The sequence below is a fragment of the Mycobacterium terramassiliense genome (genome assembly GCF_900157385.1).
In the GTDB taxonomy this organism is placed as follows: Bacteria; Actinomycetota; Actinomycetes; order Mycobacteriales; family Mycobacteriaceae; genus Mycobacterium; species Mycobacterium terramassiliense.
The window spans coordinates 2,239,622-2,265,967 of the sequence record NZ_LT717701.1 but is presented as its reverse complement, the minus strand read 5'-3'; the positions used below and the strand labels follow the sequence as shown (position 1 = coordinate 2,265,967).

Genomic DNA, 26,346 nt, shown 5'->3' with positions numbered 1-26,346 from the left:
GCGCGCGGGCGTTCAGGCCCAGAAGTTGTACACGGCGCGAGCGTTGAGCTCGACGATCTTGCGTGCTTCGTCGTCGGGCACGTCGACCAACTGCTCGGCGAGCAGCTTGCGGGTGTGCGGCCAGTTGGAATCCGAATGCGGGTAGTCGCTTTCGAACATGATGTTGTCCACGCCGATGCGGTGGCGCTGCTCGATTCCGGACCGGTCGGAGATGAAGCACCCGTAGATGTGCTCGCGGAACAGCTCCGAGGGCAGCTTGTCGGCGTTGATGTTGCACCAGTACTTGTGCCGGCCGAACGAGTAGTCGATGCGCTCCAACAGGTAGGGCATCCATCCGATACCGCCCTCGGACAGCGCGACCTTGAGTTTGGGGAATTTGTAGAAGACCTCCGACATCAGCAGGTCGACGGTGGCCATCATCGAGTTCAACCCGAACAACGCGATGCCGATGAACAGGTCGCCGTCGGGGGCGAGCCCCTGGGGCATGCCACCGGAGCCGAAGTGCATGGACAGCGGTAGTCCGGCTTCCTCGCAGACCCGCAGCAGCGGATCCCAGTGGTCAGTGTGAAACGAGGGCAGCCCGATCTTGTGCGGGGCCTCGATGAAGGAGATGGACTTGGCGCCTTTGGCCGCGGTGCGCTCGACTTCGGCAACGGAGGCCTCGATGTCCCAGAACGGAACCATCACCAGCGGGATCTGACGTTCGGGCGCATAGGCGCACCATTCGTCGAGGATGAAGTCGTTGTAGGCGCTGATGCAGAGCTTGGCGAAGTCCTTGTCTTTGGCCTTGTGAAACGTGCTGCCGGCGAATCCGCCGAAGTTCGGGAAGCACAGCTGCGCCCACACGCCCTCGGTGTCCATGTCCTTGATGCGGTCGGCGATGTCATGACACCCGGGCAACATGTCGTCGTAGCTGCGCGGGTCCATCCCGAAGTCGCGGGGATGCTTACCGGCAACGGCGTTGAGGGCAAAATTGCCTGACTGACTGCCCTCGTAGAGCCAGGTGTCGTTGCCGTCGGGCAGCTTGACGATGCGCGGAGCCACGTCGGCGTACTTGGCGGGCACTCGGTCCAGCCACACCCGGGGGTGCTCGATGACGTGGTCGTCGACGGAGATGATTTTGGCGTCGTCGGGCAGCATAGGGACTCCTCATGACACAGGCGGGTAAACACACTCTCACGTCAGCCGCAAGCCGACCTCCCTCAGAGTAGAACGATAAGTTCGTATTATGCAACGTACATATGCATTAGAGGGCCGCCTGGTCCACAGCGATCAGTCCATCAGTAGCCGTAGTGCCTGCTTCGGACAGGCGATCACTGCTTCAACTACGGCCGGCTCTATCTCCGCCGGCGGTTCCGGAAGCAGGATATTGACGACGTCGTCATCGACAAGATCGAACACTTCGGGAGCGGCTGCCACGCACAACGCGTTGGCTTCGCAAAGGTCCGGCTCGACTGTCACCTTCATGCTTCGAGTAGACCATTATATTCTTTTGGAGACAACCTAGGTCTCTTCTATCGCATGCTTTAAGTTACTTGAATGGCACACCGCCGCTGTCGACGGATTCGTTTGGTGACTGGGCCGGTAGTGATCCACCGATGAGAGGACACGATGACTGTGGACAACGTTCTGGTGATCACTGGGGGTGCGGGCGGGATGGGACTGGCCTGCGCCCGCGCGCTCGCGGACCGCGGGCGTCTGCTGCTCGTCGACGTCCGCGAGGACCTGCTCGACCAGGCACGCAAGGCCCTGAGCGCGACCGGGGCGGACGTCGACACGCTGCGCTGCGACGTGACGTCCCCGGCTGACGTCGCCGCGCTCGCCGATCGGGTGCGCCAGCTTGGCCGCCTGCGCTGCCTCGTTCACACCGCGGGTGTTTCACCGGACATGGCCGACGCGGAGACAGTCCTCGATGTGGACTTGGCCGGATCGATGCGCATCACCGACGCCTTGTTCCCGTTGGTCAACCCGGGCAGCTCCGCGATCCTGATCGGATCGATCGCCGGCTACAGCGAAGTCCCCGCCGCCGTCGAACCGTTGTTGGACGATCCGCTGGCCGACGGGTTCCTCACTGCCATCGAACAGGCCCTGGGCAGGGCGCTCGACAGTGCCACGGCCTACGTCCTGGCCAAGCGCGGTGTTACCCGGCTGGCCGAACGGCTGGCCACGCCGTGGGGCAAGAGGGGCGGACGTACCGTCGCGATCTCGCCCGGCCTGATCGATACGCCGATGGGCCGGCTGGAACTGGATCGTCAGGAGATCATTCCGGTGATGATCGAGGTGACCCCGGTCAAGCGCCCGGACCGGCCGCTGCCTGGACGCCCGGAGGACATCGCCGCCACGGTGGCCTTCCTTGAATCCGACGCCGCGGCGTTCATCTCCGGCTGCGACATTCGAGTCGACGGTGGACTCGTGGGCGCGGGCAAGCACCTGATGGGTGTCGGTTGATGGCGAAGACTCGTTCCGCTTGGATCGACCCGGAGATCGCCGAAAGCCTGCGCGGATTTCCGGATTTCGACTTCTCGCTCGACAAACTTCCGGCCATGCGCGCCGGGTCGATTTTCGAGCCGCAGTCCGCGCCCGACATCGAGCGCGTCGAGCTGACCACCGAACCCGATGGCGTCGCACTGTCGGTGCTGCGACCCGTCGAATCCGCCAACGAGCCGCCCGTCCTGTACTGGATGCACGGCGGCGGGATGGTGATCGGCAACCGGCACATGGACGATGCGCGCATGATCGAGTGGTGCCGCTCATTGGGTTGTGTCTGCATCAGCGTCGAATACCGGCTGGCACCCGAAGCCTCCTACCCCGCACCGCTGGACGACTGCGAGGCCGGGTTGCGGTTCATCGTCGAGCACGCCGATGATCTGCGCATCGACTCACGGCGGATCGGGATCGGCGGACGCAGTGCCGGTGGGGCACTCGCTGCCGGCCTGGCCCTGCGGTGCCGCGACGGCGCGAACGTCCCCTTGGCATTTCAATACCTGGAGTATCCGATGCTCGATGACCGCGGCCTCACCCCATCGAGCCAACTTGAGGGATTGCCGGTGTGGACCCGGGAATCCAATACGTTCGGCTGGCGCAGTTACCTCGGCGACCGGTACGGCACCGACGACGTTCCTGCGGATGCGGCGCCGGCGCGGGTGAGCGAATTAAGCTGTCTGCCATCGACTTTCATTGGTGTCGGCACGGCGGACTGTCTGCGTGATGAGTCGATCGACTTCGCGGCGCGACTGTGCCGGGCGGCGGTACCCACCGAACTGCACGTCTACGCGGGCGCCGTGCACGGCTTCGACATGTTCGCCGACACCGCGGTGGCTCGAACTGCGGCACGCGACAGCGCGGACTGGCTGGCGCGCCAGTTCGGCCAGCGCACTATCGGCTAGGCGGTCGCCGTTTCCAACGCCGCCGCGAGCCGCTCGTGGTGCAGGTAGGGATCACCGAAAAGGACTTGGTTCGCCCTGGCCCGGCGGTGGTAGAGATGCAGGTCGTGTTCCCACGTGAAGCCGATACCGCCGTGCACCTGAAGGGCTTCGCTGGTCAGAGCGGCGATCGCCGCAGAGGTGTAAGCCTTTGCGACGCTGGCGGCTTCCTCGGCATCGTCTGCGTCGGCGGCCACGGCCATCGCGGCGTAATAGGTGGCTGCCTTCGACGCTTGCAGCCACATCCGCATCGTCGCGCACTTGTGTTTGACGGCCTGGAAGCTACCAATGGGGCGCCCGAACTGCACCCGCAGCTTTGCGTACTGGACGGTCATCTCCAGCACGGCCTCACCGACACCGATGTTGTCGGCGCTGACGAGCACTGCGCCACAACGATTTTGGTGCGCCACGGCCGCTTCCGCCGCCTCGCCTGCGTGCAGCAGCACCGACGACGGCACCGCAACATCGTCGAACACGACCTCGTCGAGGCGCCGGGTGATGTCGAGGGTGTGCTGTCGCCGCACACCGATTCCCGCGGCCCGCCGGTCGACGAGGAACTGCGCCAGGCGGCCTCCCAGTTGGGCGGTGACCACAATCCAGCCCGCGACCTCGGCGTCCTGCACGGCGACCTTGATGCCGCTCAGCCGGAAGCCCCCGGCGTGTTCGGTAGCCACCGCGCACACTCCTTCGGCGTCCCACGGCTGGCGCGACTCCGCGAAGGCCCACGCTGCGACACCCCGGCCACCGGCCAGTAGCGGCAATATCTCCGAGCACAGGTCGTGGCGTCCCGACTGTGAGATCACCACTGCCGCAAGGGCGTTACCGATGAGTGGGCCCGGCTGCACCGTCCTGCCGTGTTCTTCGGCGATCAGCGCAACGTCCACCAGATCGCGCCCCAAACCGTCGTACTCCTCGGCGATGAGTAACCCGGCCCACCCGAGTTCCACGCCCCGTTGCCACACGCGCTCGTCGTAGCCGTGTTCATCCTGGCCGGCGAGTTCGCGCACGCGACTGATCGGCGATTCGCGTGCCAGCAACTTGCGGGTGCTTTCGATGAGCATCCGTTGTTCGTCACTCACGGTGAAGTCCACGAGTTACCTCCAAAGACGTCAAGAACCGCGCGGTTCCCTGGGCAATCCGAGCGAGCGTTCGGCGATCACGTTGCGCAATACCTCGTTGGCACCACCGGCGATCGTCAGAGCCCGCGAATAAAGGAAGGCGTCCTGCCACCAACCGCCGGCGATCGCCTCGGGGTCGTCTTCGGTGAGCAACCCATCGGTGCCCTGCAGTCCGAGTCCGAACTCGGTGAGCGCGAGATTGGTCTCGCTGTAGAGCACCTTGGCCAACGGCGCATCGGCGGGGTCGGAATCGCCACTCAACGCGCGCGACAGGTTGTATTGGCCCAGCCGAACGCTGACGCGTGCGGCCGCGTAGAGGCGGCCGATGTCTTGGCGGACGGCATCGTTGTCCAGCGCTGGGCCGGATCCGCGCCGCAGTGACCGTGCCATCGCCACCGCATCCCGCACCGCACGCAACTGGATGATGCCCGCGGTGCCCACACTGGAGCGCTCCTCGACGAGGCTGGTGGTGGCGACCTTCCAGCCCTGGTCGACTCCGCCGAGCACGTTGTCCGCGGGTATCCGCACACCATCCAAGAAGACTTCGTTGAAGTCGCTGGTGCCGGTGATCTCGCGCAGGGGCCGCACCTCGACGCCCGGGCTCGTCATGTCCAGGACGAACGCGGTGATGCCGGCGTGCCGGGGTGCATCGGGGTTGGTTCGGGCCAACAGGTAGCCGAGTTGGGCGTGTTGGCCGTTGGTGGTCCAGACCTTTTGACCGTCGACGACGAAGTCATCGCCGTCGCGACGCGCGCGCGTGGTCAGACTCGCCAGGTCGCTGCCGGCGCTGGGCTCGCTGAATAGTTGGCACCAGATGTCCTCGCCGGTCCGGATCCGGGGCAGGTAGCGCCGCTGCTGGTCGGGCCGCCCGCAGTGGATGAGGGCCGCGGCGGCCAGCAGGCCGGCGCCGATCGGCATGGGTACCCGCGCCCGCGCCATTTCTTCGCCGACGACGGCCGCGCGGAGTGCGTCTTTGGTGCCGATACCGCCCCATTCGGCGGGCCAGTCGGCGCCGATATATCCGGCCTCGAACAGCTGGGCGGTCCATGCCCGCAGGGCGGGAATGTCCTCGGCTTCGGGCGCCCGCACCCCGGCCTTCCCCATCGTGCGCACCGGCGGGCGGTGCTTCTCGAGGAAAGCTCTGACCTCCGCGCGAAACTGATCGATCTCGGGATCCTGTTCCAGCTTCATCCGTCCGTTCTCCGCATCAGTTGCCCCCTCGCAGCAGCAGCGCCCCACCGGGCGTGCCGCCGCCGGTAGTGACGACCGCAACCCGGGCGTCGGCGACCTGTCGCTCGGCCGCCTCGCCGCGCAGTTGCGCGATGGCCTCGGCCAAAAAGCCGAAGCCGTGGGTCCGTCCGGCCGACAACTGACCGCCGTGGGTATTCAGCGGCAACTTCCCGTCCAGCGCGATCGTCGCTCCGCCGTCAAGGAAATCCCCGGCCTCACCGACACCGCAGAACCCGAGCGCCTCCAGCCACGACACGGCGTTGAAGGTGAATCCGTCGTAGAGCTCGGCGACGTCGACATCGTCCGGCCGGAGGGTGGTCCTGCTCCACAGATGCGTCGCCGGACCGAATACCTGCGGTTCGTGCGTGAGAGTGTCCTGGTCCCAGGAGATCCGATCGAGCACCTGGGTGCCCACCGCCTCTACCAGCACCGGAGGTTTCGGCCGGTCGACCGCCGTGTCGATCGACGACACGATCACCGCGATCGCCCCATCGCACGGCACGTCGCAGTCGTAGAGGCCGAACGGCGAGCTGATCATCCGCGCCGACAGATAATCGTCCAGGGTAAGGGGGTCACGGTAGATCGCGGCCGGATTGCGCGACGCGTTCGCGCGCGCCGTCAGGGCGATGGGCGCCAGCGTCGAGGCGCGGTCGCCTCCGTAGCGCCAGAAGTAATGCGAGGCGTTCACCCCGATCCAGTTGGCGGCCGACATGGCGCCGAACGGCGCGCGCCACTCGAACATGCCCGACGCCCGGCTTTGCCCTCCCCCGGCCTTCGCGCGCCTGGCCAGGGCAGTGTGCGTCGATTCCCAGACGGTCCGAAAGCACAACACGTGCCGGCATAGCCCGGCCGCGACGGCGAGCATGGCGGACACGACGCTGCCTGTAGGCCCGGGAACTTCAGCCCCACCCGCAATCCAGGTTGGCCGAATGCGCAACGCCTCCTCGACCGCGGTGACCCCGCCCTCCGACATCCCCCCGGCAAGTCCTCCCGGATAGGTGGCCAAGCCGTCGATGTCGTCCAGCGTCAGGCCCGCGTCGGCCACGGCGCGCAGGCACGCCGTCACCGTCAGTGACAACGGATCGACCATGAGGCGACGCCCGATCGTCGAACTCCCGACCCCGGTGAGCGCCACCTTGTCCTCGAACTTGCGGGTGGACGACATGGGCCGCACGTCGCGAGTGAGATCACGGGGCCCTGGGACCGGGCCGGCATCGGCGGCCTCGGAATCGGGTTCGAACAGCGGAATCCAGATATCGTCCTGCTGCTCGAACACCACCTTGACCCGCAGTCCGATGGCGACGTGGTCGGGGCCGCAGCCGACGATGTTTGTGGTGAGCCGGGCCGATAGGTCTTCGGCGATAGCGACGACGGCGACGACGTAGGGCGGCGGGAAGCCTGGCAGCCACTGCTGATGGTTCACGGTCAAGCCGGCGACCGTCGCGCGTCCCGATACCGGCGTCATAGCCACCTCGACGCCGCGGCAGTGCGGACAGATGGGGCGCGGCGGGTGGTGGTACCGGGCGCACGTTTGGCATTGAGCGATCCGCAAACGCCCGTCGGCTCCGCTTGTCCAGAACGGCTCGCTGCTGACGCTCGTGTGGGGCAACGGCCGCACAACCGGATCGGCGGGGCCGGGCTCTGTCATCACACCTCCGGTCACAACCGACGAACAACCAACACGAACCGTAACAGATTACGGATATATGATCGGCCGTAATAGTAGAGCGTAACTCTACTAATCGGTACTGTGATGACCTCGTAAGAGGACAATCAGTCATGACAGCAGACAGGGGTTGGTGTGAAGGTCAAGGACAGCGCCGCGGTGGTCGTCGGAGGCGCCTCGGGCATGGGACGGGCGACCGCCGAACGCCTGGCAGAGCAGGGTGCGCGAGTCGCCGTATTGGACCTGCCGACATCCGACGGAGCCGCCGTGGCCAAGGAATTAGGCGCCGGCGCGTCGTTTCACCCGTGCAACGTAACCGACAGCGACCGTGTGCAGACCGCGCTGGAGGCGGCCGTCGACGACCTGGGAGCCCTGCACATCGCGATCAACACTGCCGGCGGCGGCGTATCAGCACGAACGCTTTCCAAGACCGGGCCGCATTCCCTGGATGCGTTCCGGTCCGTGATCGAGCTCAACCTGATCGCCACCTTCAACCTGAACCGGTTACAGGCTTGGCATATGAGCCGCAACGAGCCCGACGACGACGAACGCGGCGTGATCGTCAACACCTCCTCGATTGCGGCGTTCGAAGGGCAGATCGGGCAGGTCGCCTATAGCGCCGCGAAGGCCGCGATCGCCGGAATGACGTTGACCATGGCGCGTGATCTCGGCAGCCTCGGCATCCGGGTCACCGCCGTGGCGCCGAGCCTGTTCGCGACCGGGATTACGTCGCGGATTCCAGAGAAGATGGCTGGTGAGCTGACCCGCGACGCGGCCTTCCCGCGTCGGATGGGCAAGCCGGAGGAGTACGCCGCCCTGGCGCTGTCCATCGTCGAGAACCAGATGCTTAACGGGTCGACTATCCGACTCGACGCCGGCCAACGGTTCGCGCCCAAGTAGCCGGCGACGATCATGGATCTCGGATTCGCCGATGCCACCGCGGTGATCGCGGGGGGCACCCGCGGCATCGGACTGGCGACCGCAGTGTGCCTGGCCGAACAGGGCGCGCGGATCGGCATCATCGGCAGGAACGACGCCCGCTTGACGGAGGCCGCAACCACATTGACGGACGCCGGCAGTCCGGAAGTACTGGCGTTGACCGCCGATCTGAGTTCGGCGTCGGACGTCGACACCGTCTTTGCCACGGTTGGCGCGCACTGGGGCGGACTCAACGTGCTGGTCAATGCCGCCGGTCCAACGGATGCCGGTCGCTTCGAGGACCTGGGTGACGAGCAGTGGACGGCGGCATTCGACCAGGGCGTCCTGTCCGCGGTTCGGTGTGTGCGTGCGGCCTTGCCGTTGCTGCGAGCCGCCGAGTGGGCCCGGGTGGTCAACGTGACCGCGATGTCAGTGCAGCACCAGTCGGCGGGGTTGGTGAGCTACACCGCGGCCAAGAGCGCGCTACTCAGCGTGACGAAGAACCTCGCCCGCAGTCTCGCCAGCGATGCCATCTTGGTCAACGCCGTCGCCCCGGGTCCGATTCTCACCGACTGGGCACGGCCGGTGCTCGCCTCCGCCGGGATCGCGACGGATGACCCCGTGGGTGCCTTCGGACTGCTGGGACGCGGTCACGGCATGTCGGTGGATTTGGGTCGGCTCGGGCTGCCCCACGAGGTTGCCGCCGTCATCGCGTTCTGCGCCTCACCGGACAACACTTATATGACCGGCGCTCACCTCAACGTCGACGGTGGCAGTGACTTCCTCTGAGCGCGTTCGGTTCTCGGTGTGTTGTCCGGGTGGCGCGCACGTCACCGCCGAGGACGGCTACGCGGAAATCCCAGCCGGTTCTCCACGATGAGGCTGCGCAGCACTTCGCTGGACCCCCCGTAGATCGTCGTCGCCACGGCACTGCGATAGTGCGCGTCGAGGTTGCCGTCCACCGCGGTCTGCGGATCGGTCCAGTCGATCATGCCCGCGGCCCCCGCGATGTCGATCGCCGCGGCCGACGCGCGCACGTAGCTTTCCGGCCCGAACAATGCCGATACCGGGCCCGGCTTGTCCCCCTCCGCGTCGAGGAAGGCCACCCGCAAGTCCAGCAAGTCGGCCACCTCCGCTTCCATCGCCATTCGGGCCAGGCGCTCGCGGACCAGGACATCGGCGATCAGCGCAGCGCCGTCGGGTCCACGGTGCGTGCGGGCGAACTCCAGCGCATCGTCAGCGACCCACCCCGTGCGCGAACCGGGGGCAACATTCTGTTCGGCCTCGAGCGCCGCCCGCATCACGGCGAAGCCCTCGTGCGCCTCACCGACGCGGTTTGCGTCGGCAACCCGCACATCGTTGTAGAACACGATGTTGGTGCGCTCGTGACCCATGGTGTGCACCGCCTGGATCTCGATACCGGGTGTGTCCAGCGGTACCAGCAGCATCGTCAGGCCCCGCGGTCCCACCGATCCGGGCTGCGAGCGGGTGAGCAGGAAACAATAGTCGGCAAGATGGGCGAACGTCGTGAAGATCTTCTGCCCGTTGACAATCCACTCATCCCCATCGAGCTGCGACCGGGTCGCGCAGGCGAACACGTCGGAGCCGCCCGCGGGCTCGGTGTAGCCCAGACAGATAAGGACTTCACCGGCGGCGACGCCTGGCAGGATTCTGGCCTTGAGTTCTGCGGAGCCGGTGGCGCGGATGGCGTTGGCCGGCAGCATGGTCGTTCCAGGGCCCGCGGTCGGCACGCCACCCTTGCGTAATGCGTTCCACAGCGCGGCCGCCTCGAAGGGATCCAGCCCGGCGCCGCCGTCGGCGACCGGCCAGCCTGAGGCGATCCAGCCGCGCTCCCCCAGCTTGCGGGTCAGGGCGCGATCAACGCCGTCGCCGGTGCGGCGCTCGTGCTCGATCACCTCGCGAGTGACATGTTCGGCGGTGAATTCCTCTGCCTCGCGGCGGATTCGGGCCCAGTTCTCAGGTTCGCTGAAGTCCATCGCGTCACCGACCCTCGGTCGTCTCGGGGCCGAACCGTCGGTCGGCGACAGTGAGCAACTCGCGTCGCGGATCGGCGAACGCCGCCGCCCACGCTTTGGCCCTGCGGTAATACAACTGGATGTCGTACTCCTCCATGAACCCGTATCCGCCGTGGACATGCAGGCTGTGCGTCGCCGCTTGATAGGCCGTTTCGGCGGCGAACACAAACGCCATCGCCGCCAGCGCGCCGGCGTCGTCCCGCGCGGAATCCAGCGCCCAACAGGCCTTGCGCACCAACAATTGCGCGCCGTCCAGACCGGTGACCGCGTCGGCGAACGGATGCGCGACCGCTTGGTACATTCCGATCGGCTGGCCGAACGCCTCGCGCACGATCGCGTACCGGGAGCCGATCGCTACGGCCTCGGAAGCCAACCCGACCAGCGCCGCCGCGCGCAGCACGCGTACCTCGTCGATCGCGGTGTCGAAGATCGAGCGCGCCTCGCTCCCCTCGGCGAGGACGGTAATTGCGCCCGGAGTGAGCCACTGGGCCAGCGGTAGTCCCCCGAGGTTGCGGTGTGCGGTCTTGGACAGGCCGTCCGGGCGGTTCATGTACACCAGGGAGTCGCCGTCGAGGGCCAGCACAGCGTCCGCGATTGCGCCGTCGATTAGCCACTGGCGCGTGGCCGAGCCGGGCTGGGTGGCCAGTGACACGATGACCGATCCGCTCAGGACCGGTACCAGCAGTTCCTTCTCGCGCAGGCGACCCAACACTCGGGCCGCGGCCGCGGTCTCGGCGACCGGGATCGGGGCGAGGCGTCGGCCGGCTTCCTCGGCCACCAATGCCAGTTCGAGGAGGCCGCCGTCCCCGCCCCCGCAGTCCGAGGGCACTCCTATACCCAGCGCGCCGATGTCGGCGTAATGCCGCCAGAGCAGTAGGTCGAAACCTGTGGGCTCTGCACTACGCACCCGCTGTGGCGTGGCCTGTTTCCCGAACAAGGCTGCGAACGCGTCGCGGACCGCGCGTTGCTCCCGCGTCAGCGATAGATCCACCTAAGTCCTCCTGGCGATCGTGACAAGGCTCGACATTCGGCAACACGCAAGCACCGTCGCAGAAGGACGTTACCCGGTCCCGGACTGAAGCACGACGAAAAAGTAAACCTATATCCTCTTTTTCTGCACTCGATGCTAGAGTCAATCGAACACCTGATTGTCACATTGATTGGAGTAGGGCCATTCGGCATCGCACGCTTGGCCGCGCACGAGGAGGAGTTCAATGACGTCGCGATTGGGATTTCCGGTCTTCGATGGTGATAACCACATGTACGAGACACGCGATGCGCTCACCAAGTTCCTGCCGCCGGAGTACCACGGCGCAATCCGGTACGTGGAAGTGGATGGACGCACCAAGATCGCCACCCTGGGACAGATCAGCGACTACATCCCCAACCCGACCTTCGACAAGGTCGCTGCGCCGGGCGCCCAGGAGGACTACTTCCACCACGGGAACCCCGAAGGCAAACCGCACCGCGAGATTCTGGGGAAAGCGATCGAGTCGATTCCTGCGTTCCGTGAACCAGCGCCTCGCCTGGCGCTGCTCGACGAACAGGGCATCGACAAGTCGATGATGTACCCGACGCTGGCGAGTCTGGTGGAAGAACGCTTCCGCGAGCACCCCGAGGCGACCCACACAATCATTCACGCCCTGAACCAGTGGCTGCACGAGACATGGCAATTCGACTACAAGGGCCGCATCTTCACCACGCCGATCATCACCCTGCCCATCGTGGAGAAGGCCATCGACGAACTGAACTGGGTGGTCGAGCGCGGTGCGCGCGCCATTCTCATCCGCCCGGCGCCGGTACCCGGGCTCCACGGCCCGCGTTCATTCGCGCTCCCCGAATTCGACCCGTTCTGGAAGCGGGTCGTCGAGACCGGCGTGCTGGTCATCATGCACGCCTCAGACAGCGGCTATTCCCGGTACGCCAACGACTGGGAGGGTTCCGGCGAGTTCCGACCGTTCCAGCCGTCGCCGTTTCGCTCCTACTACAGCCTGGCGCGCAACCCGGCCGAGGACTCTGTTGCGGCCCTGGCCTGCCACGGCCTGCTGACGCGGTTTCCCGAGCTTCGGATCGGCATGGTGGAGAACGGAACGACCTGGCTGCCGCGGCTGCTGGAGAACCTCCAGGAAACCCGCAAGAAGATGCCGCAGCTCTACGGCGAGGATCCCGTGGAGGCGATCCAACGCTGCATCTACTTCAATCCGTTTTGGGAGGAGAACGTCGCCGAACTCGCGAAGCTGGTGCCGATCGATCACCTGTTCTTCGGCTCGGACTACCCTCATCCGGAAGGCTTGGCCGATCCGCTCAGCTACCCCGAGCGGCACCCGGAGCTGAGCGACGACGAGCTCGCCATGGTGATGGGCGGCACGCTGTCGAGCATGATGCGGGTCGGCGCCTGAGATGTCGACGGATCGCGGTGCGGGGTCGGCCACCAAACCCCGCGAGGACGGCTCCCCCATGGAGTTCGACCCGTACTCGGATAGTTTCTTCGACGACCCGTACGACACCTACCGCTGGATGCGCGACGAGGCGCCGGTGTATTACAGCGAACGCTGGGATTTCTATGCGCTGAGCAGGTATGAGGACGTCGTGGCCGCGCACCGGGACTGGGAGACGTTCAGCAGCGCCTACGGGGTCACCCTGGACGCGTTGTCGATGCGCCGAAAGTTCGACGACCTCAACATGTTGATCCTCTTGGATCCTCCGGAACACGAGCGGCTGCGCAAGCTGGTGCGCCAGGTGTTCACCAAGGCGGCGATCGCCAACCTCGAGCCCCTGGTAACCGACGTCGTCACGTCTTACGTGCAGGCCCTGGCGGGCAAAGACGAATTCGACGTGGTGGCCGACTTCGCGGCGCTGTTCCCCGTGGAGATCATCTCCTCGATGCTCGGCGTCCCTGCCGGAGAGCGCCAGCAGATACGGCTCTGGACCGACGAGTTCCTGCACCGCGAGAAGAACAATCCGTTCGCCACAGAGAGCGGAGTCGCGGCCTCGATGGCGATGGGCGAGTACTTCCTGGACCTGGCCCGCGAGAAGCGCCGCCGGCCCGACGACCTGATCATCAGCCGGCTGGTGACCGCGACCTACCAAGACGAGACCGGGGTGACGCACCGGCTCACCGACCAGGACATCGCCACGTTCGCGGTGCTGCTTGCCGCGGCCGGCAGCGAAACGGTCACCAAGCTGGTGGGCAACGGCGTCATGGCCTTTCACCACAATCCCGATCAGTGGCAGCTGGTGCTCGCCGATCCCGGGCTGATACCCGGCGCGATCGAGGAGATGCTGAGACTCAATCCGCCTTCGCAATACCAGGGCCGGTTCACCACCCGCGAGGTGGTGCTTGAGGGCGGCACCATCCCGGCGGGATCGCCCACGCTGCTGGTCACCGGCGCCGCGACCCGTGACCCCCGGACCTACGATCGGCCCGACGTATTCGACATCAGGCGGGGCGGCGCCACCACCCTGGCCTTCGGATACGGCGCCCACAGCTGCCTGGGCTCCTGGTTAGCGCGGCTCGAGACCCGAGTCGCCTTGCACGCGATACGCGAGCGCTGGCCGCGGTTCGCCGTCAACACCGACGGTTTGCGGCGCGTAACGATGTCCAATGTGGCCGGCTATTCGCACGTCCCGGTGCACGTCGGCTGATGGGCGCGGCGCAGACCGCGTCGGACGATCCGGCACCCCCCGGCCTGCCGGGCAGTGTCCCCGAGCTGCTGTCACGGCGGCGCACGAAGCCTGACGGCGAGTTCCTGGTCACCGACGAGGAGCGGCTGACTTTTGCGGAGGCCGACGCGCAGTCCAGAACACTGGCCGACGCGCTGTTGGCCTCGGGCGTGGGCAAGGGAACCCGCGTCGGCATCCTGTTCCCCAACTGCGCCCAATGGCTCATCGCGTGGTTGGCCGCGGCCCGCATCGGCGCGCTCACTGTCCCGCTGTCGACCTTCGCTCCGGGCGCCGAGCTCGCCAGGCTGCTGCGCCACACCGACACCCAGGTGCTCCTGATGGGCCGGTCGATCGCAAGCCACGACCTCGTTACGCGGGTAGCCGACGCGCTGCCCGGCCTGGCCGACGGTGACGCGGCGATCGCCCTTGCCGCTGTCCCCTACCTGCGCCGGGTGCACGTCTGGCCCGCCTGCGACCGGGCGTGGACGACGCCGTGGCCCGGCAGTACCGGCCCGGTCGCACCGCTGACAGGTTCCGCCGAACAGGAGGTCCGACCGTCCGATGAGCTCGTGCTGGTCACGACATCTGGCACTACGGCACTACCGAAATCCGTCGCGCACACCCACGGCAGCCTGGTGCGCCACGCAGCCCTCCTGGCTCGGCACCGCGGCGTCACGTCCGCCGACCGCATCTACTCCCCCATGCCGTTCTTCTGGGTGGGCGGACTGACCATGGTGGTGCTGCAGGCACTCTCGACCGGAGCCGCGATCCTGGCCCAGGACGTTTTCGAACCCGGTGCCACGCTGGCGCTGCTGGAACGGGAGCGGGCCACCATCATCTCGTGCTGGGCACAGGCCAGCCAGGCCATGGCCGATCACCCCGACTTCGCCAAGCGAGACCTATCCAGCGTCCGGGGCGGCACCATGCTGCAGGCGCTGCCACCCGAACGCCGACCCAGCGAACCCGACCTGACCCCCAACCTGCTCGGCATGACCGAGACCGGCGGCCCGCACACCATGGTCGAGGTGCCCGACACCCCGCTGCCCCCACAACGGCGCGGCTCCTGGGGGATCCCACTGCCCGGGCTCGTGCAACACCGAATCGTGGACTCCGCGGGCGTTGAGGCGCCGCCAGGGCAAGACGGCCAGATCCAAGTGCGCGGCCAGATCCTGATGAGCGGGATCTACAAGCAGGAACATCACGAGGTGTTCAACGCCGACGGCTGGTATGACACCGGGGACCGCGGATGGTTCGACGACGCCGGTCATCTGCACTTCACCGGTCGCGCCAGCACCTTGATCAAGACCGCCGGGTCCAATGTCTCACCGGCCGAGGTTGAATCGGTCCTGGACGCCATGCCCGGCGTGCTGCACAGCTTCGTGGTCGCCTTGCCCCATCCGGTACGCGGCGAAGTCGTCGGTGCCGCCGTCGTGCCGGCGCACGGCGCCCAGCTGTCCACCGACGCCGTCGCCGCCCATGCCCGCGCCAACCTCTCCGGGTTCAAGGTGCCAACGGTCATCGCGATACTCGCCGAAAGCGAGCTACCGATGCTGCCGACCGGCAAACTCGACCGCCAGGGACTGGTCAGGCTGTTGGCGACGAACGGTCTTCGTCATGAATAAAGGAAGGCCGATGGATTTCGCAGCCTTCCGTTTGACTGATGACGAGCGATTGCAGCTTCTTGCCGTGCAGAGCGAGTGCACCGTCGGGTGGCTCAACAGCGACGGTTCGCCGGTGTCAGCGTTCCTCACCTACGTGTTTCAGCGCGATGCGTTCTGGGTGACGTCCTTCCGCGACCGTCCCCGGGTCGCCTGTTTAGTCGCGGATCCGCGAAGCACCGTCGCCGTTTCCAGCGCGGGTAAACCGCTTCCCCATGGCCGGATGATCAGTGCCCGGACCTTGGCAGTCGTGCATGACGACGTGTCCACGGCCGAATGGTTCTACCCTCGGTTCTGCACAATGGCCGGCTTGGACCCCGCGGTGTTGGCCCGGCAGGACCGCGTCATCATCGAGCTTCGCCCGCAAGCGTGGAACAGCTTTGACGGCCAGCGAATGCTGCGCCGATAGTCATGACCAAGCGACCTTGCCGGCGGACCTGCTCACTTGCTGCGGCCGGCGGCCTTCATCCGTGCCAGGTCGGCCATCACGACGGTCTGCCCGTCGGTCGCGGCGAGCGCCCGGGTGTGGCCGAGATGATGCATGTCGAAACATGACGCGATCGCCGTCGAGAAGCCCATGGTGTCCAGGGTGTGGTTGACCGCCCGCTTGGCCATTCGCAGCGCCCAGGGGTCGGTCTGAGCGACGCGGTGAGCGAGATCCATTGTGGCGGAACGCAAGTCGTCCAGCGGTACGACGTGGTTGACCATCCCGCATCGCAGGGCCTCCTCGGCCGTCACCGAACCGGCGGTGAACAGCATCTCCTTCGCCTTCCGTGGCCCGAGTTCCCAAGTGTGGGCGTGGTATTCGACGCCCATGATGCCCATCAGGCCGACCGGGTCGGAGAACTGCGCGTTGTCCGCGGCGACGATGAGATCGCACGGCCAGCACAGCATCAACCCGGCCGCGATGCACTTGCCCTGCACCGCGGCGATGGACGGCTTGGGGATGTCGCGCCAGCGCTTCGCGTACTCCAGGTAGCCGCGGGTCTCCCAGTCGTAGTAGGTCTCCGCGAGCAGCTTGCCATCGGTGCGCTGCGGACTAAGGCTGCGCCCGTCGGCCGACGGATCGGTGCCCGACATGTCGTGCCCGGCGGAGAAGTGCTTACCGGTGGTCTGTAGGACGATGACCCGAACCTCGGGGGCCTCGTCGGCGCGCCGCCAGGCAACGTCGAGATCCTTGAGGATGCCCGGGGTCTGGGCGTTGGCGGCCTCGGGGCGGTCCAGGGTGATGACCGCGACCCGATCGTCGACCTCATAGTGGACGAAATGTTGAGCTGTCATGGCTGCATTCCTTTCGGGGGGGTCCTCACGACGCTTTCCTGCGCGAACGACGCGACATGTGTTCCGGACTGGGTGTAAACGTCTCCGGCGCCGAAGCCGCGGCCACCGCCCAACCGCACGCCACGGATCTGCACCCGCAGCCACTGGGCGACGTCGAACGGTTGGTGAAACCACACCGAATGGGTGACGACGCCGGTTTGGACGCTGACGTGGGCGTCGCGCTGGCTGACGCCGGGCACCGCTTTCAGCAGGGTGCCGATCAGCGGCCAGTCCGAGATGTAGGCAATGACGGGTTGGGCAAGCGCGGTATCGGTGAAGTCCGGGCAGCGCATCCAGAACGCCAGGTCCGCGCCCACGGCGTCCTCGACATCCAGGCCGTCGCCGATCAGGCGGGCTTCGCCCGGGATCACCGCGAAGTCAATGGGTTTGGCGGCCATCGGATCACCGGCCGCGGCGGCGCTGTATTGATAGTCGTACCCTTGCTCGGTTGGGTCGGCGCGGTCGACGAGGATCGACGCGGTCGCGACCACCCGGCGGGCGGACTCCTGGCCCTGCCACGCCACCGCCCGCCGATGCCCGAGCGAGCGGCCGTCGTGGGTTTGCTCGAGGTCCAGGTACAACGGGTCAGCGGCGCGTCCGGCGCGGGGGAACGCGATCTGCAGTGACTTCACCGCCTTGGCCGATCCCGGCGGTGCGGCGGCCACGATGAGCTGAGCCATGATCTGTCCGCCGAATATCCGCTCCACGCCCGGGTCAGGAATGGGCAGCACGGTGCGGCCGTCGGTGTCGTCGCCCAGGGTGAGCATCGCGCGAAATTGATCGAGATTCATCCCAGCCTTTCCTCCGCGGTCGCGACAAGCTCGAACTTCTTGACCTTGCCCGACGGCGTCATCGGCAAGGCGTCGACGAAATGCCATGCGACGGGGGTCTTTTGGCGGGCCAGTCCGGCGGCGCGCAGGTGACGGGACAGGTCTTCGGCGGACGCTTGGCCCGGCTGGTCGAACACGACGAACGCCACGGGTACCTCGCCGAACCTTGCGTCGGGTCCGGGCACTACGGCTGCGTGGCGCACCGCCGGGTGCTTGACGAGCAGGTCTTCGATGTCGCGGGCGGAGAACTTCTCGCCGCCGCGGTTGATGACGTCCTTGACCCGCCCGGTGATCGTGACGAAGCCGGCGCCGTCGACGAGACCGACATCCCCGGTGGAGAACCATCCCGCGTCGTCGAGGGCCGCCCGGTTGGCGTCAGGATCGAGGTAGCCGAGCATCTGCTCCGGTCCGCGCACCAGCAGTTCGCCCGCGCAGCCCGCGGCCAGCGGCTCGCCATCCGTCCCGACGACCCGGACCTGCACCCCCGGCGCGATCGCGCCATCGGTCTCGGCGCGCAGGTCGAACGGATGCGCGCGGTTCATCACCGTCACCGTCGGAAGCTCGGTCATGCCGTACACGCGCGCGGCCGGAATCCCTTGCTCTTCGCTGCGTTCCATGACCGCGCGCGGCACCGCCGCGCCGCCGCAGGCGAACATCCGCAGCGGCATGTGCACGCGGGCGGCGCGGGCGGCGTCGGTCAATTCCTGCAGGAACACCGTCGCCCCGGCCGAATAGGTCACCCGGTGCCGCATGATGTCGGCCACCGCGACGTCCGCTTCCCACCGGTCGGCCAGCACCGCAGACGCGCCGACCTGCAGCGGGATGGTCATTGCGTTGAGCACGCCGGTGATGTGCTGCAGCGGGGCGGCCATGTAGGCGGCGTCCTCCCACGACAGGCCCCACGCACCGGCGAGCTGGCGGGTTTCGGCAAGCAAGCTACGCGAGGAGTGCACGGCGGCCTTGGCGCCCGAAGTGGTCCCAGAAGTGAAGAGGATAAGGCAGGGATCGTCGGCCCCGACGGACGCCGATTCTTGGCGCCGACCGTGCGAGACGACCACGTCGAACGGCGACCAGCCAGGCCGGGTTCCTCGCAGCACGACGCGGGCGACGTCGGCGAGACCGACCCCGGCCAGCAGATCGTCGAACGCTTCGGCGTGGGCGAAGCCGCGGAACGTCTCGGCGGTCACCACAGCCGCGGGCCGTACCTGCTCGATGACCTGACGCAGCTCGTGTTCCCGGTAGAACGGGGCGATCGGGCAGCTCACCGCGCCGGCATGCCACACCGCCAGACCCAGCACGTGAGCTTCCCACCAGTTCGGCGTCTGCCAGCAGACCACGTCACCGGGCCCGACACCGGCTCCGCCCAGCCACGCGGCGGCACGTTCGACCACCTCGAGCAGCTCCTGGTAGGTCAATTGATGGCCGCCTTCGATGATGGCCGGCTGTGAGCCCCACTGACGGGCGGCACGGACGACCGACGCAGAAATCGTCTGGTCGCTGATGTAGCCGAAGCGGCGGTATTCGGCGAGGCGGTCCGGGGCGGCCGGCGGCGCCACGATATCGGTTGCGGTGAGCCGAGTTCGGTTCATCCTCATCCACCCATGCTCATTCCGCCGTCGACGGTCAGGACCGCGCCGGTGACGTAGGAGGCAAGGTCGTCGAGCAGAAAAGCGACGGCGTGCGCCAGCTCCTCGGGACGGCCCCAGCGCCCAACCGGGATCATCGACGTCACCGCGTCCCGGTCGGTGTATGCCAAGTCGGCGGACATATCGGTGTCAAAGCTGCCGGGGATCACGCAGTTGACGGTGATGCCCTTGCGGGCGACCGCGCGAGCACACGATCTGGTCAGGCCGACGATGCCGCCCTTGGCCGCGCCGTAGGCGACCTGCACCGGGCTGCCCAGCAGCGCCGTGACCGAGCCGATGTTGACCACCCGCCCGAAACGCTGCTGGCTCATGTGCGCCAGTGCGGCATGGCTGAGGAAAAACGCAGCCGACAGGTTGACCGCGAGCTGGCGTTGCCAGTCCTCAGGGCTGACCTCGCTGAGCCGTTGCTCGTTGACCATCCCGGCGTTGTTGACTAAGTAGTCCAGCCGCCCGTGCTGCTCGAGAACCTCGGCAACGAGCCGCTGGCAGGACGACGGCTCCCCGACATCGGCCTGATGCAGCGTCACGATGGCCCCGCACCGCGAAGCCTCTTCGCGCACCGCGTGCGCGGCGGCGGCGTCGCGGGCGTACGCCGCGGCCACCGCGACACCGGCGTGCGTCAGCCGGTCGGTGATCGCACGACCTATCCCCCGGGTGCCGCCCGTGACCAAAGCGACACGGCCCATTACGGGGTCCCCGTCTTCTTGGCTGCCACTCGTGCGCTCAGCCGCTCCAGCAGCACGCGATGCTCCTCGGTGTCAAAACACTCGCTTTCGGCGCGGGCACAATGCGGCAGTAACGCGGCGACGCGATCGATGTGGAAGTTCAGCAGCTGGCGTGCCTGCCGGACGGCGTGCGGCGGGAGCCCGGCGAGGCGGTTGGCCAGCTGCAGTGCCTCCTCCAACACCTCGGATGCGGGAACCGCGCGGTTCACCAGCCCCAGGCGGTGGGCTTCGACGCCGCTGACCCGGTCCCCGAGGAGCAGGTGTTCCTTGGCGGCGGACAGGCTGGTCAGCAACGGCCAGAGCAGCAAACCGCCGGCGCCGTCGAGCAGTCCCAGCGAAACCCGCGGATCGCTGAGGAAGGCGTCTTCGGCCATGACGACCAGGTCGCATAGCAGCGCGACCGTGACGCCGGCGCCGACCGCGGCGCCATTGACGGCGGCGACGGTCGGAAACGGCAGGCGCGTCATGACCCAGAACAGTTCCTGGTGGGCGGCCAGCACGGTGTCGCGCAGAGAGCGGTCATCGCGCATCGCGCGGATGGTCTCGAAGTCCCCGCCGGCGCTGAACGCATTGCCCTGACCGGTGAGCGCCATCGTGTGCACGTCAGGGTCGTCACGCAGCGCCAGGACCGCGCTGAGCAGGGCATCGGTGATCTCGGTATCCATGGCGTTGGCCTTCTCGGGCCTGGCCAAGGTCACGCGCGCCACCGACCCGAGACGGTCGACGACGACGGCGGGATGGGCGTCCGTGCCGGACGGATCGCCGCCGCCGCTCACAGGTCCACCAGCCGGGGGATCGCCCCGACCGAAATCAAATGAGCACCAATTACCCCGGGCAGTTCGCTGGCCGAACCCAGCACCGAATCCAACACCAGCGCGCGGGCCAAGAAGCGGTGGAAGGGATGCTCGGCGGTGAAGCCGATGCCGGCCAGCACCTGCTGGCACTGAGTGGCGGCGATGCGGGCTGCACGCCCCGCCAACGACTTCGCCAACAGACCCGCCAAAACGGCGTCGTCCGCGTCCCAGGCCGCCGCGAGGGCCGCGGCGGCGCCCTCGCGGGCGACGTGCGCGTCGGCCAGGCGAGTGCGAACCGCTTGAAAGGAGCCGATGGGCCGGCCGAACTGCACTCGGCTGCGGGCATGGTCGACGGCCAGGTCGATCATCTGGCCGACCGCACCGATGATCTGGTATCCCAGTGCCAGCCGGCCTACGGTCGCCACCGCATCCCAGGCCGCAACGGCCTGCTCGCCCGCCAGGATCACGTCGGCCAGCACCTCGACGCCGGTGACTTCGGTCATCGCCAACGCCGGATCAAGACCATCGATCCGCCGGGTCGAGACCCCCGAGGACTCCTGCAGGCCAACCCAGGCCAGCTCACCGCCGATCGCGACCGGTGCCAAATATCTCGGGGCCGGCTGCGCGCCGATGACCAGGCCGCGCACCGCAAGCATCTCGCCGTCGGCCGCGCCGACCAGATCGGCACCGATGCCCGGCAGCACGACGTTGCATCCTGTTGTCGCCCCAGGCAGGTATTCGGCCAGCGGTCGCAGCAGGACATCCTGCAGCGACGTCGACATCGATCCGGTTCGACCGAGCGCGGTGAACAGCGCCGACACCGCATCCCGGGGCGCCTCGGCGAGCAGGTCGGCGAACCCGAACGCATCGAGTGCCTGCGCAAGCTCGGCTCCGTCGAGTTCCTCCGCCAGTCCGCGGATCGTCGTCGCCAGCAGCGCCCGTTCGGCGGCGTCGATGGTTTGGGCCTGGGAAATGCGAGTCACGCGCTTCTCGGCAATCCGAGCAGCCGGGAAGCCACGATGTCTTTCTGGATTTCACTGGTGCCCCCGTAGATGGTGGCGGCGCGCGAGTAGGCCCATTCGCGGCGCCACGCCCGGCTGCCCGCGGTGTCGTCGATTTCCATGCCGCCGCGCAGTAGCTCGCGCGCCGCGTCGAACACGGCCTGATCGGCGGCGGCGATCATGATCTTGTCCACCGAGGCTTCCGGTCCCGGCAGATCACCCGCAGCGATGCGGTCCTGCGTGTTCTTTGAGGTGGCGCGGAAGGCCCACAACAGCTGGTAGGCCTCGCCGAGCGCCGACGCGGACGCTCCATCGCGTGCGGCGTCGAGGAGCAGACGGAGGTGGTGGGCGAGCCAAGCACCGCGCTGCCAGAAGATCGGGCCGCGTTCACAGGACAAGATGAACTGCGCGACCCGCCAGCCGGCGTCGAGCTCACCGAGCAGGCGCTGCGCGGGGACCTCAACGTCGACGAACGACGTCGAGCAGAATTCGTCGACACCGGCCATCGTCTCGAGTGGGCTCGCCTTCACCCCCGGCGTGTCCATGTCCACCAGAAATGCGCTGATACCCCGCGATCCGGGACCGCCGGTACGGGCCAACACGACGCATCGGGTGGCGTGGTGGGCCCAGCTGGTCCACAATTTCTCGCCGTTGATGACCCAGTCGGCGCCGCGCGGGCGCGCAGATGTCCGCATCGATCCCAGGTCGCTGCCCGCGTCGGGCTCGGAGAACCCCTGACACCAGAACTCCTCACCGCGTAACAGTCGCGGGAAGATCTCCTCGACCAGTTCGGGCCGGCCGAACTCGGCCACCGCCGGCCCGAGCACTTCGTGCATCGACCAGGATGTGGTGTGCACCAGTGCTCGGCCGGTGAGCTCCTCGCCGAGGACGGCGCGCAGGATCGGCGAGCCCCCCAGGCCGCCGAGCCGGGTCGGCCATCCCCAGCGCATCCAGCCGGCGTCGAATAGCAGCCGCTGCACTCGACGTTGGTGGTGCAGCTGGGCGTCAACGCTTTGGTCCTCGATCGCGGGGACCAGCGCCTCTCCTACCTCGTCGATCCAGGCTCCCACCCCGGCGCGAAATTCGCGCACCTCCATTACAGCTCTCCGTTCTCAGGACTCGATGAACCCAGAGGCGACATAGGCCTGACGGATCGGCTGCTTCAGGTCGTCGGGGAACGCAGTTTGCGGCGGCCGGGCCGGGTGGTCGCCGACGGGCAGTCCGAGCAACGAGGCGCCGAATTTGAACCCGGCTCCCCAGTGCGTGAACATTCCGGGGCGGGCGGGATGGGACTGATAGCGGCGGCTCGCCTCGCGCATGGCGGTCAAACCGGTCTCGGCCGCGAAGGCGTCGGCGCGCTCGAAATCGCCTTGTATCAGCAGTGCCCGCCACTCGCTGAACAGCGGAGCGCCCGGCTTTTCGTAGAGGTAGAGCGCCGAACCCAGCGCTCCTGGGTGGGGTATCCCTAACCGGATCCCGGCCTCGTCGGCCGCTTCCCATAACACCATTTCCGGGGCCAGCCGATGGATCGCGAGGCTGTGCTCCGCGTCGAGCAGCCCGTTCTTCAGGCCGCACAGCGCCGGGATCTCACGGTAGAGCTCGACGCATTCCTCGGGGGTTAGGACCAGCCCTGTCGAGTGGGAGTTGAAGAAGCCCAGCGGCATGTCGGTGCGGTCGGCGACGTAGCGCAGGTATTCCAGCACACCGGGCTTGCCGGAGCATTCGAAATAGGGCGTCAGGATGTAGCAGATGTCGGCGCCCAGCTCTTGGGCGTTCAGCGTGAGCTCGACGGCCTGCTTGGCGGTGTCGGTGCTCGACATCACCTGCACCAGCGCGTGGGGTTTGACCCGTCGGGCCTCCTCGATGGCGACGCGGACTACTTCTTTGAGTTCGTCGGTGGTCAGTGACCAGAATTCGGCGATGCCGCCGGTCAGCCAAATACCGTCCTGGTCCAGCTCGACCAGGCAGTGCCGCACCAGCGCACGCAGTGCCGCGTAATCGATTTCGTCGCCGTCGAGGCCGCAGAACGGGGTGTAGAGCGAACTGCAGTTGCCCCACAGGTGCTCCGACGCCCAGTCCTTCGCCTCTTTGCCGGTGACACCTGAGAACACAACCGACTCCTTCTGCACTATTGCCGGACGCGAGTTTCTCGGGCCAGGTGATGACTATCACGTACGCGTCATGGTAGAACGATATGTGCGTTGCGTGCAAGGAACAGGTGCGCAGCAAATGCACCATGATCCGCGTATTTTGATACGGCCGCAGACGCAAGCATGAGGAGCGTGATGTCGCAGAGCATGGAGGGCCGAGTCGCCGTGGTCGCCGGCGCGTCGATGGGCGTCGGGCGGGCCACCGCAATTCGCCTCGCGCGGGAAGGCGCGACGGTAGTGCTGCTGGCCCGCCGCAAATTGCTTCTCGATGAGGTCGTAGAGATCGTTGGGCCCCGCGCCGTCCCCATCGTCACCGATGTCACCAGCAGCCACGAAGTGCACGCGGCCTTCGATCAGATCGCAGCGCAGTTCGGCCGCATCGACGTCCTGATCAACTCCGCAGGAGCCAGCCGGATTCGGCTGATCGAAGAAGCCAGCGACGAAGACATCGCCGTCACGATCAACACCAACCTGGTGGCTCCCATCTACACCACGCGCTCGGCCATTCCGCTGCTGCGCGCGGCCGGCGGCGGCGACATCATGAACATCTCCTCGGAGATCACCCTCGACGACATGCCGATGATGACCCTCTACGCCGCCACCAAGCGTGGCCTCAACGGTTTCACCGGAGCCATGAGCAAGGAGCTGCGACGAGAAGGCATCCGGGTGACCCTGGTGGTTCTCGGTGCGGTCGGAGATACCGGGATCCACGAGAACTTCGGCCCGGGCGACCTCGAAAAGGCCTGGCCGCTGTGGGAAGCCGACGGCTACCTCACCCGGATGAGCGGCACCCACCTGCTCACCTCGGCCACCGTCGCCGACGTGCTGCACGACGTCATCACCCGGCCACGCGAAGTGATGATGGACGTGGTCCACGTCCGTCCGGCGAGCAGCTGAGCCCATCGCCGAAACTGTAAGGGAGACACAGTGATCCGACCGATGGACGGCGTCCGCGTGCTCGAGGTGGCGCAATTCACCTTCGTCCCGGCCGCGGGTGCGGTCCTGGCCGACTGGGGCGCCGACGTAATCAAGGTCGAACACGCGGAGAAGGGTGATGCTCAGCGCGGCCTGAGCGCCCTAATGGGCATGCCGGTCGGCAGCGGGTCCTTCGCACCGTTGATGGAACACCCCAACCGGGGCAAACGCAGCATCGGCCTGGCGCTGGAACAGCCCGGGGCGTTGGGGGTCCTGCACGAACTGATTCGCACCAGCGACGTGTTCCTGACCAACTTCTTGCCCGCTGCACGCCGGCGGCTGGGCATCGAACTCGACGACGTCCGCAAGATCAACCCGGACATCATCTACGTCCGCGGATCCGGCTTCGGCAACAGCGGCCCCGACAGCGAGAAAGGTGGATACGACAGCACCGCCTTCTGGGCTCGAGCCGGCAGCGCGGTGGGGACCACCCCGGTGGACTACGACGGCCTGTGCAAGATGCCGGCGGGCGCCTACGGTGATTCGTTGGGCGGCATGACGATCGCCGGCGGCATCGCCGCCGCCCTGTTCGCCCGGCAGCGCACCGGTGAGACTTCTGTCATTGATGTATCCCTGCTCGGGGTCGGCGCATGGGCCAACGCGCTGCCGGTGGGTTTCGCACTTTTGGAAGGTGGCCCGCCGGCGCCCCGCGCTCCCGGCAACTCGGCGCCGACGAACCCGCTGGTCGGCAATTACCGGACCGCCGACGACCGGTGGCTCGTCCTGGCCATGCTCCAACCCGGGCGCTACTGGCCCGAGTTCTGTCGGCACATCGACCGCGAGGACCTCATCACCGAACCGCGATTCTCCACCGCTGAAGCACTAATGACCAATGCGACGACAGCGGCCGAGATCGTGCAGGAGGTACTCGCCGCGCGGTCGCTGGCCGAATGGGTCACCCGGTTCGCCGGCATGGAAGGCCAGTGGGCCATCGCGCAAGACCCGTGGGAAGTGGGCCAGGACTCGGCGTTGCGGGCCAATGGCCTGATCGCCGAAGTGCTCGACAGCGACGGCACTCCGCGGGAACTGGTCGCCAACCCGGTCCAGTTCGACGAGAAGCCGGTACAGCTCACGCGGGCACCGCAATTCGCTGAGCACACCGACGACATTCTGCGGGCTCTCGGCAAGTCCGACGACGAACTGATCGACCTCAAGATCAGTGGCGCAGTGACCTAGCAGGTGGCGCCACGCCTG

General features: G+C 67.1%; 24 protein-coding genes and 2 pseudogenes. 10 read left to right on the top strand and 16 right to left on the bottom strand.

From position 1 onward, the window contains the following. Positions 1–12: 12 nt before the first annotated feature. Positions 13–1,140, bottom strand: coding sequence for an amidohydrolase family protein (locus MTAB308_RS25440; RefSeq protein ID WP_077103252.1), 1,128 nt, complete (start codon positions 1,138–1,140; stop codon positions 13–15). Positions 1,141–1,272: 132 nt separating this feature from the next. Further along, entirely contained in the window at positions 1,273–1,467 is a 195-nt protein-coding gene (locus tag MTAB308_RS25435) for a ferredoxin (RefSeq protein WP_077103250.1), read from the bottom strand. Positions 1,468–1,611: 144 nt separating this feature from the next. On the opposite strand from MTAB308_RS25435, the gene MTAB308_RS25430 reads away from it, so the two are divergent. Then, entirely contained in the window at positions 1,612–2,448 is an 837-nt protein-coding gene (locus tag MTAB308_RS25430; RefSeq protein ID WP_077103248.1) for an SDR family oxidoreductase, read from the top strand. Then, positions 2,448–3,386, top strand: coding sequence for an alpha/beta hydrolase (locus MTAB308_RS25425; RefSeq protein WP_077103246.1), 939 nt, complete (start codon positions 2,448–2,450; stop codon positions 3,384–3,386). The genes MTAB308_RS25430 and MTAB308_RS25425 overlap by 1 nt, the downstream gene beginning before the upstream one ends. Here MTAB308_RS25425 and MTAB308_RS25420 read toward each other — a convergent pair. The 3 genes from MTAB308_RS25420 to MTAB308_RS25410 are packed head-to-tail and all read right to left on the bottom strand — an operon-like array spanning position 3,383 to position 7,418. Continuing rightward, a complete protein-coding gene (locus MTAB308_RS25420) occupies positions 3,383–4,501 on the bottom strand; it encodes an acyl-CoA dehydrogenase family protein (RefSeq protein WP_245831490.1) in 1,119 nt (372 codons plus the stop codon). The two genes, MTAB308_RS25425 and MTAB308_RS25420, sit on opposite strands and share 4 nt — an antisense overlap. 30 nt (positions 4,502–4,531) lie before the next feature. Continuing rightward, positions 4,532–5,731 carry an acyl-CoA dehydrogenase family protein gene (locus MTAB308_RS25415; RefSeq protein WP_077103242.1) on the bottom strand — a complete coding sequence of 400 codons (1,200 nt, stop codon included), beginning with the start codon at positions 5,729–5,731 and terminating at the stop codon, positions 4,532–4,534. 16 nt (positions 5,732–5,747) lie between these two features. Further along, positions 5,748–7,418, bottom strand: coding sequence for a thiolase C-terminal domain-containing protein (locus MTAB308_RS25410; protein ID WP_077103239.1), 1,671 nt, complete (start codon positions 7,416–7,418; stop codon positions 5,748–5,750). A gap of 153 nt (positions 7,419–7,571) precedes the next feature. On the opposite strand from MTAB308_RS25410, the gene MTAB308_RS25405 reads away from it, so the two are divergent. Both MTAB308_RS25405 and MTAB308_RS25400 read left to right on the top strand, forming a co-directional pair. Then, the gene (locus tag MTAB308_RS25405) at positions 7,572–8,336 is read left to right on the top strand and encodes an SDR family NAD(P)-dependent oxidoreductase (protein WP_077103237.1); all 765 of its coding nucleotides are present in this window, start codon (positions 7,572–7,574) and stop codon (positions 8,334–8,336) included. A gap of 12 nt (positions 8,337–8,348) precedes the next feature. Beyond that, on the top strand, positions 8,349–9,143 hold the full coding sequence (locus tag MTAB308_RS25400) for an SDR family NAD(P)-dependent oxidoreductase (RefSeq protein ID WP_077103234.1): 795 nt from the start codon (positions 8,349–8,351) through the stop codon (positions 9,141–9,143). 41 nt (positions 9,144–9,184) lie between these two features. Here the strand turns inward: MTAB308_RS25400 and MTAB308_RS25395 are convergent, their stop codons facing one another. Together MTAB308_RS25395 and MTAB308_RS25390 are read right to left on the bottom strand one after the other, a co-directional pair. Continuing rightward, positions 9,185–10,351 carry an acyl-CoA dehydrogenase family protein gene (locus MTAB308_RS25395; protein ID WP_077103232.1) on the bottom strand — a complete coding sequence of 389 codons (1,167 nt, stop codon included), beginning with the start codon at positions 10,349–10,351 and terminating at the stop codon, positions 9,185–9,187. A 4-nt stretch (positions 10,352–10,355) separates the two neighbouring features. Then, positions 10,356–11,381, bottom strand: a complete 1,026-nt coding sequence (locus MTAB308_RS25390; RefSeq protein WP_077103230.1) for an acyl-CoA dehydrogenase family protein — start codon at positions 11,379–11,381, stop codon at positions 10,356–10,358. Between the two features lie 223 nt (positions 11,382–11,604). Between MTAB308_RS25390 and MTAB308_RS25385 the strand changes: the two genes are divergently transcribed. From MTAB308_RS25385 to MTAB308_RS25370, 4 genes are read left to right on the top strand one after another with little or no spacing between them, the layout of a single operon-like run. Then, positions 11,605–12,789: an amidohydrolase family protein gene (locus tag MTAB308_RS25385; RefSeq protein WP_077103228.1), complete on the top strand. Its 1,185-nt coding sequence runs from the start codon at positions 11,605–11,607 to the stop codon at positions 12,787–12,789. Position 12,790: 1 nt separating this feature from the next. Continuing rightward, positions 12,791–14,035, top strand: a complete 1,245-nt coding sequence (locus tag MTAB308_RS25380) for a cytochrome P450 (RefSeq protein ID WP_077103226.1) — start codon at positions 12,791–12,793, stop codon at positions 14,033–14,035. Further along, on the top strand, positions 14,035–15,675 hold the full coding sequence (locus MTAB308_RS25375; RefSeq protein ID WP_077103224.1) for a class I adenylate-forming enzyme family protein: 1,641 nt from the start codon (positions 14,035–14,037) through the stop codon (positions 15,673–15,675). Before MTAB308_RS25380 ends, MTAB308_RS25375 begins: the two co-directional genes overlap by 1 nt. Positions 15,676–15,685: 10 nt before the next feature. After that, positions 15,686–16,120, top strand: a complete 435-nt coding sequence (locus tag MTAB308_RS25370) for a pyridoxamine 5'-phosphate oxidase family protein (RefSeq protein ID WP_077103222.1) — start codon at positions 15,686–15,688, stop codon at positions 16,118–16,120. Between the two features lie 32 nt (positions 16,121–16,152). Here the strand turns inward: MTAB308_RS25370 and MTAB308_RS25365 are convergent, their stop codons facing one another. The 9 genes and pseudogenes from MTAB308_RS25365 to MTAB308_RS25330 all read right to left on the bottom strand — a co-directional run bounded on the left by MTAB308_RS25365 (position 16,153) and on the right by MTAB308_RS25330 (position 24,138). Next, the gene (locus MTAB308_RS25365; protein WP_077103220.1) at positions 16,153–16,992 is read right to left on the bottom strand and encodes an enoyl-CoA hydratase; all 840 of its coding nucleotides are present in this window, start codon (positions 16,990–16,992) and stop codon (positions 16,153–16,155) included. Then, a complete protein-coding gene (locus MTAB308_RS25360) occupies positions 16,989–17,822 on the bottom strand; it encodes an acyl-CoA thioesterase (RefSeq protein WP_077103218.1) in 834 nt (277 codons plus the stop codon). The genes MTAB308_RS25365 and MTAB308_RS25360 overlap by 4 nt, the downstream gene beginning before the upstream one ends. Next, on the bottom strand, positions 17,819–19,450 hold the full coding sequence (locus MTAB308_RS25355) for an AMP-binding protein (RefSeq protein ID WP_077103216.1): 1,632 nt from the start codon (positions 19,448–19,450) through the stop codon (positions 17,819–17,821). The genes MTAB308_RS25360 and MTAB308_RS25355 overlap by 4 nt, the downstream gene beginning before the upstream one ends. A 2-nt stretch (positions 19,451–19,452) precedes the next feature. Continuing rightward, entirely contained in the window at positions 19,453–20,193 is a 741-nt protein-coding gene (locus tag MTAB308_RS25350) for an SDR family oxidoreductase (protein ID WP_077103214.1), read from the bottom strand. After that, positions 20,193–21,008: an enoyl-CoA hydratase/isomerase family protein gene (locus MTAB308_RS25345; RefSeq protein WP_077103213.1), complete on the bottom strand. Its 816-nt coding sequence runs from the start codon at positions 21,006–21,008 to the stop codon at positions 20,193–20,195. The genes MTAB308_RS25350 and MTAB308_RS25345 overlap by 1 nt, the downstream gene beginning before the upstream one ends. Beyond that, positions 21,005–22,009 carry an acyl-CoA dehydrogenase family protein gene (locus MTAB308_RS25340; RefSeq protein WP_245831489.1) on the bottom strand — a complete coding sequence of 335 codons (1,005 nt, stop codon included), beginning with the start codon at positions 22,007–22,009 and terminating at the stop codon, positions 21,005–21,007. The genes MTAB308_RS25345 and MTAB308_RS25340 overlap by 4 nt, the downstream gene beginning before the upstream one ends. Further along, positions 22,006–22,440: pseudogene (locus MTAB308_RS30670) on the bottom strand (acyl-CoA dehydrogenase family protein); the annotation flags it as partial. The pseudogene MTAB308_RS30670 and the gene MTAB308_RS25340, both read right to left, overlap by 4 nt. A 66-nt stretch (positions 22,441–22,506) precedes the next feature. Further along, positions 22,507–23,124, bottom strand: a pseudogene (locus MTAB308_RS30665) (acyl-CoA dehydrogenase family protein); the annotation flags it as partial. A gap of 15 nt (positions 23,125–23,139) precedes the next feature. Continuing rightward, positions 23,140–24,138 (bottom strand): dihydrodipicolinate synthase family protein, encoded by a 999-nt coding sequence (locus MTAB308_RS25330; RefSeq protein ID WP_245831488.1) that lies wholly within the window; start codon positions 24,136–24,138, stop codon positions 23,140–23,142. Positions 24,139–24,312: 174 nt separating this feature from the next. Here MTAB308_RS25330 and MTAB308_RS25325 point away from each other — a divergent pair, with 174 nt between their 5' ends. Both MTAB308_RS25325 and MTAB308_RS25320 read left to right on the top strand, forming a co-directional pair. Then, entirely contained in the window at positions 24,313–25,074 is a 762-nt protein-coding gene (locus tag MTAB308_RS25325) for an SDR family oxidoreductase (protein ID WP_077103207.1), read from the top strand. Positions 25,075–25,116: 42 nt separating this feature from the next. Continuing rightward, positions 25,117–26,328, top strand: coding sequence for a CaiB/BaiF CoA transferase family protein (locus MTAB308_RS25320; protein ID WP_083746654.1), 1,212 nt, complete (start codon positions 25,117–25,119; stop codon positions 26,326–26,328). Positions 26,329–26,346 lie beyond the last annotated feature (18 nt).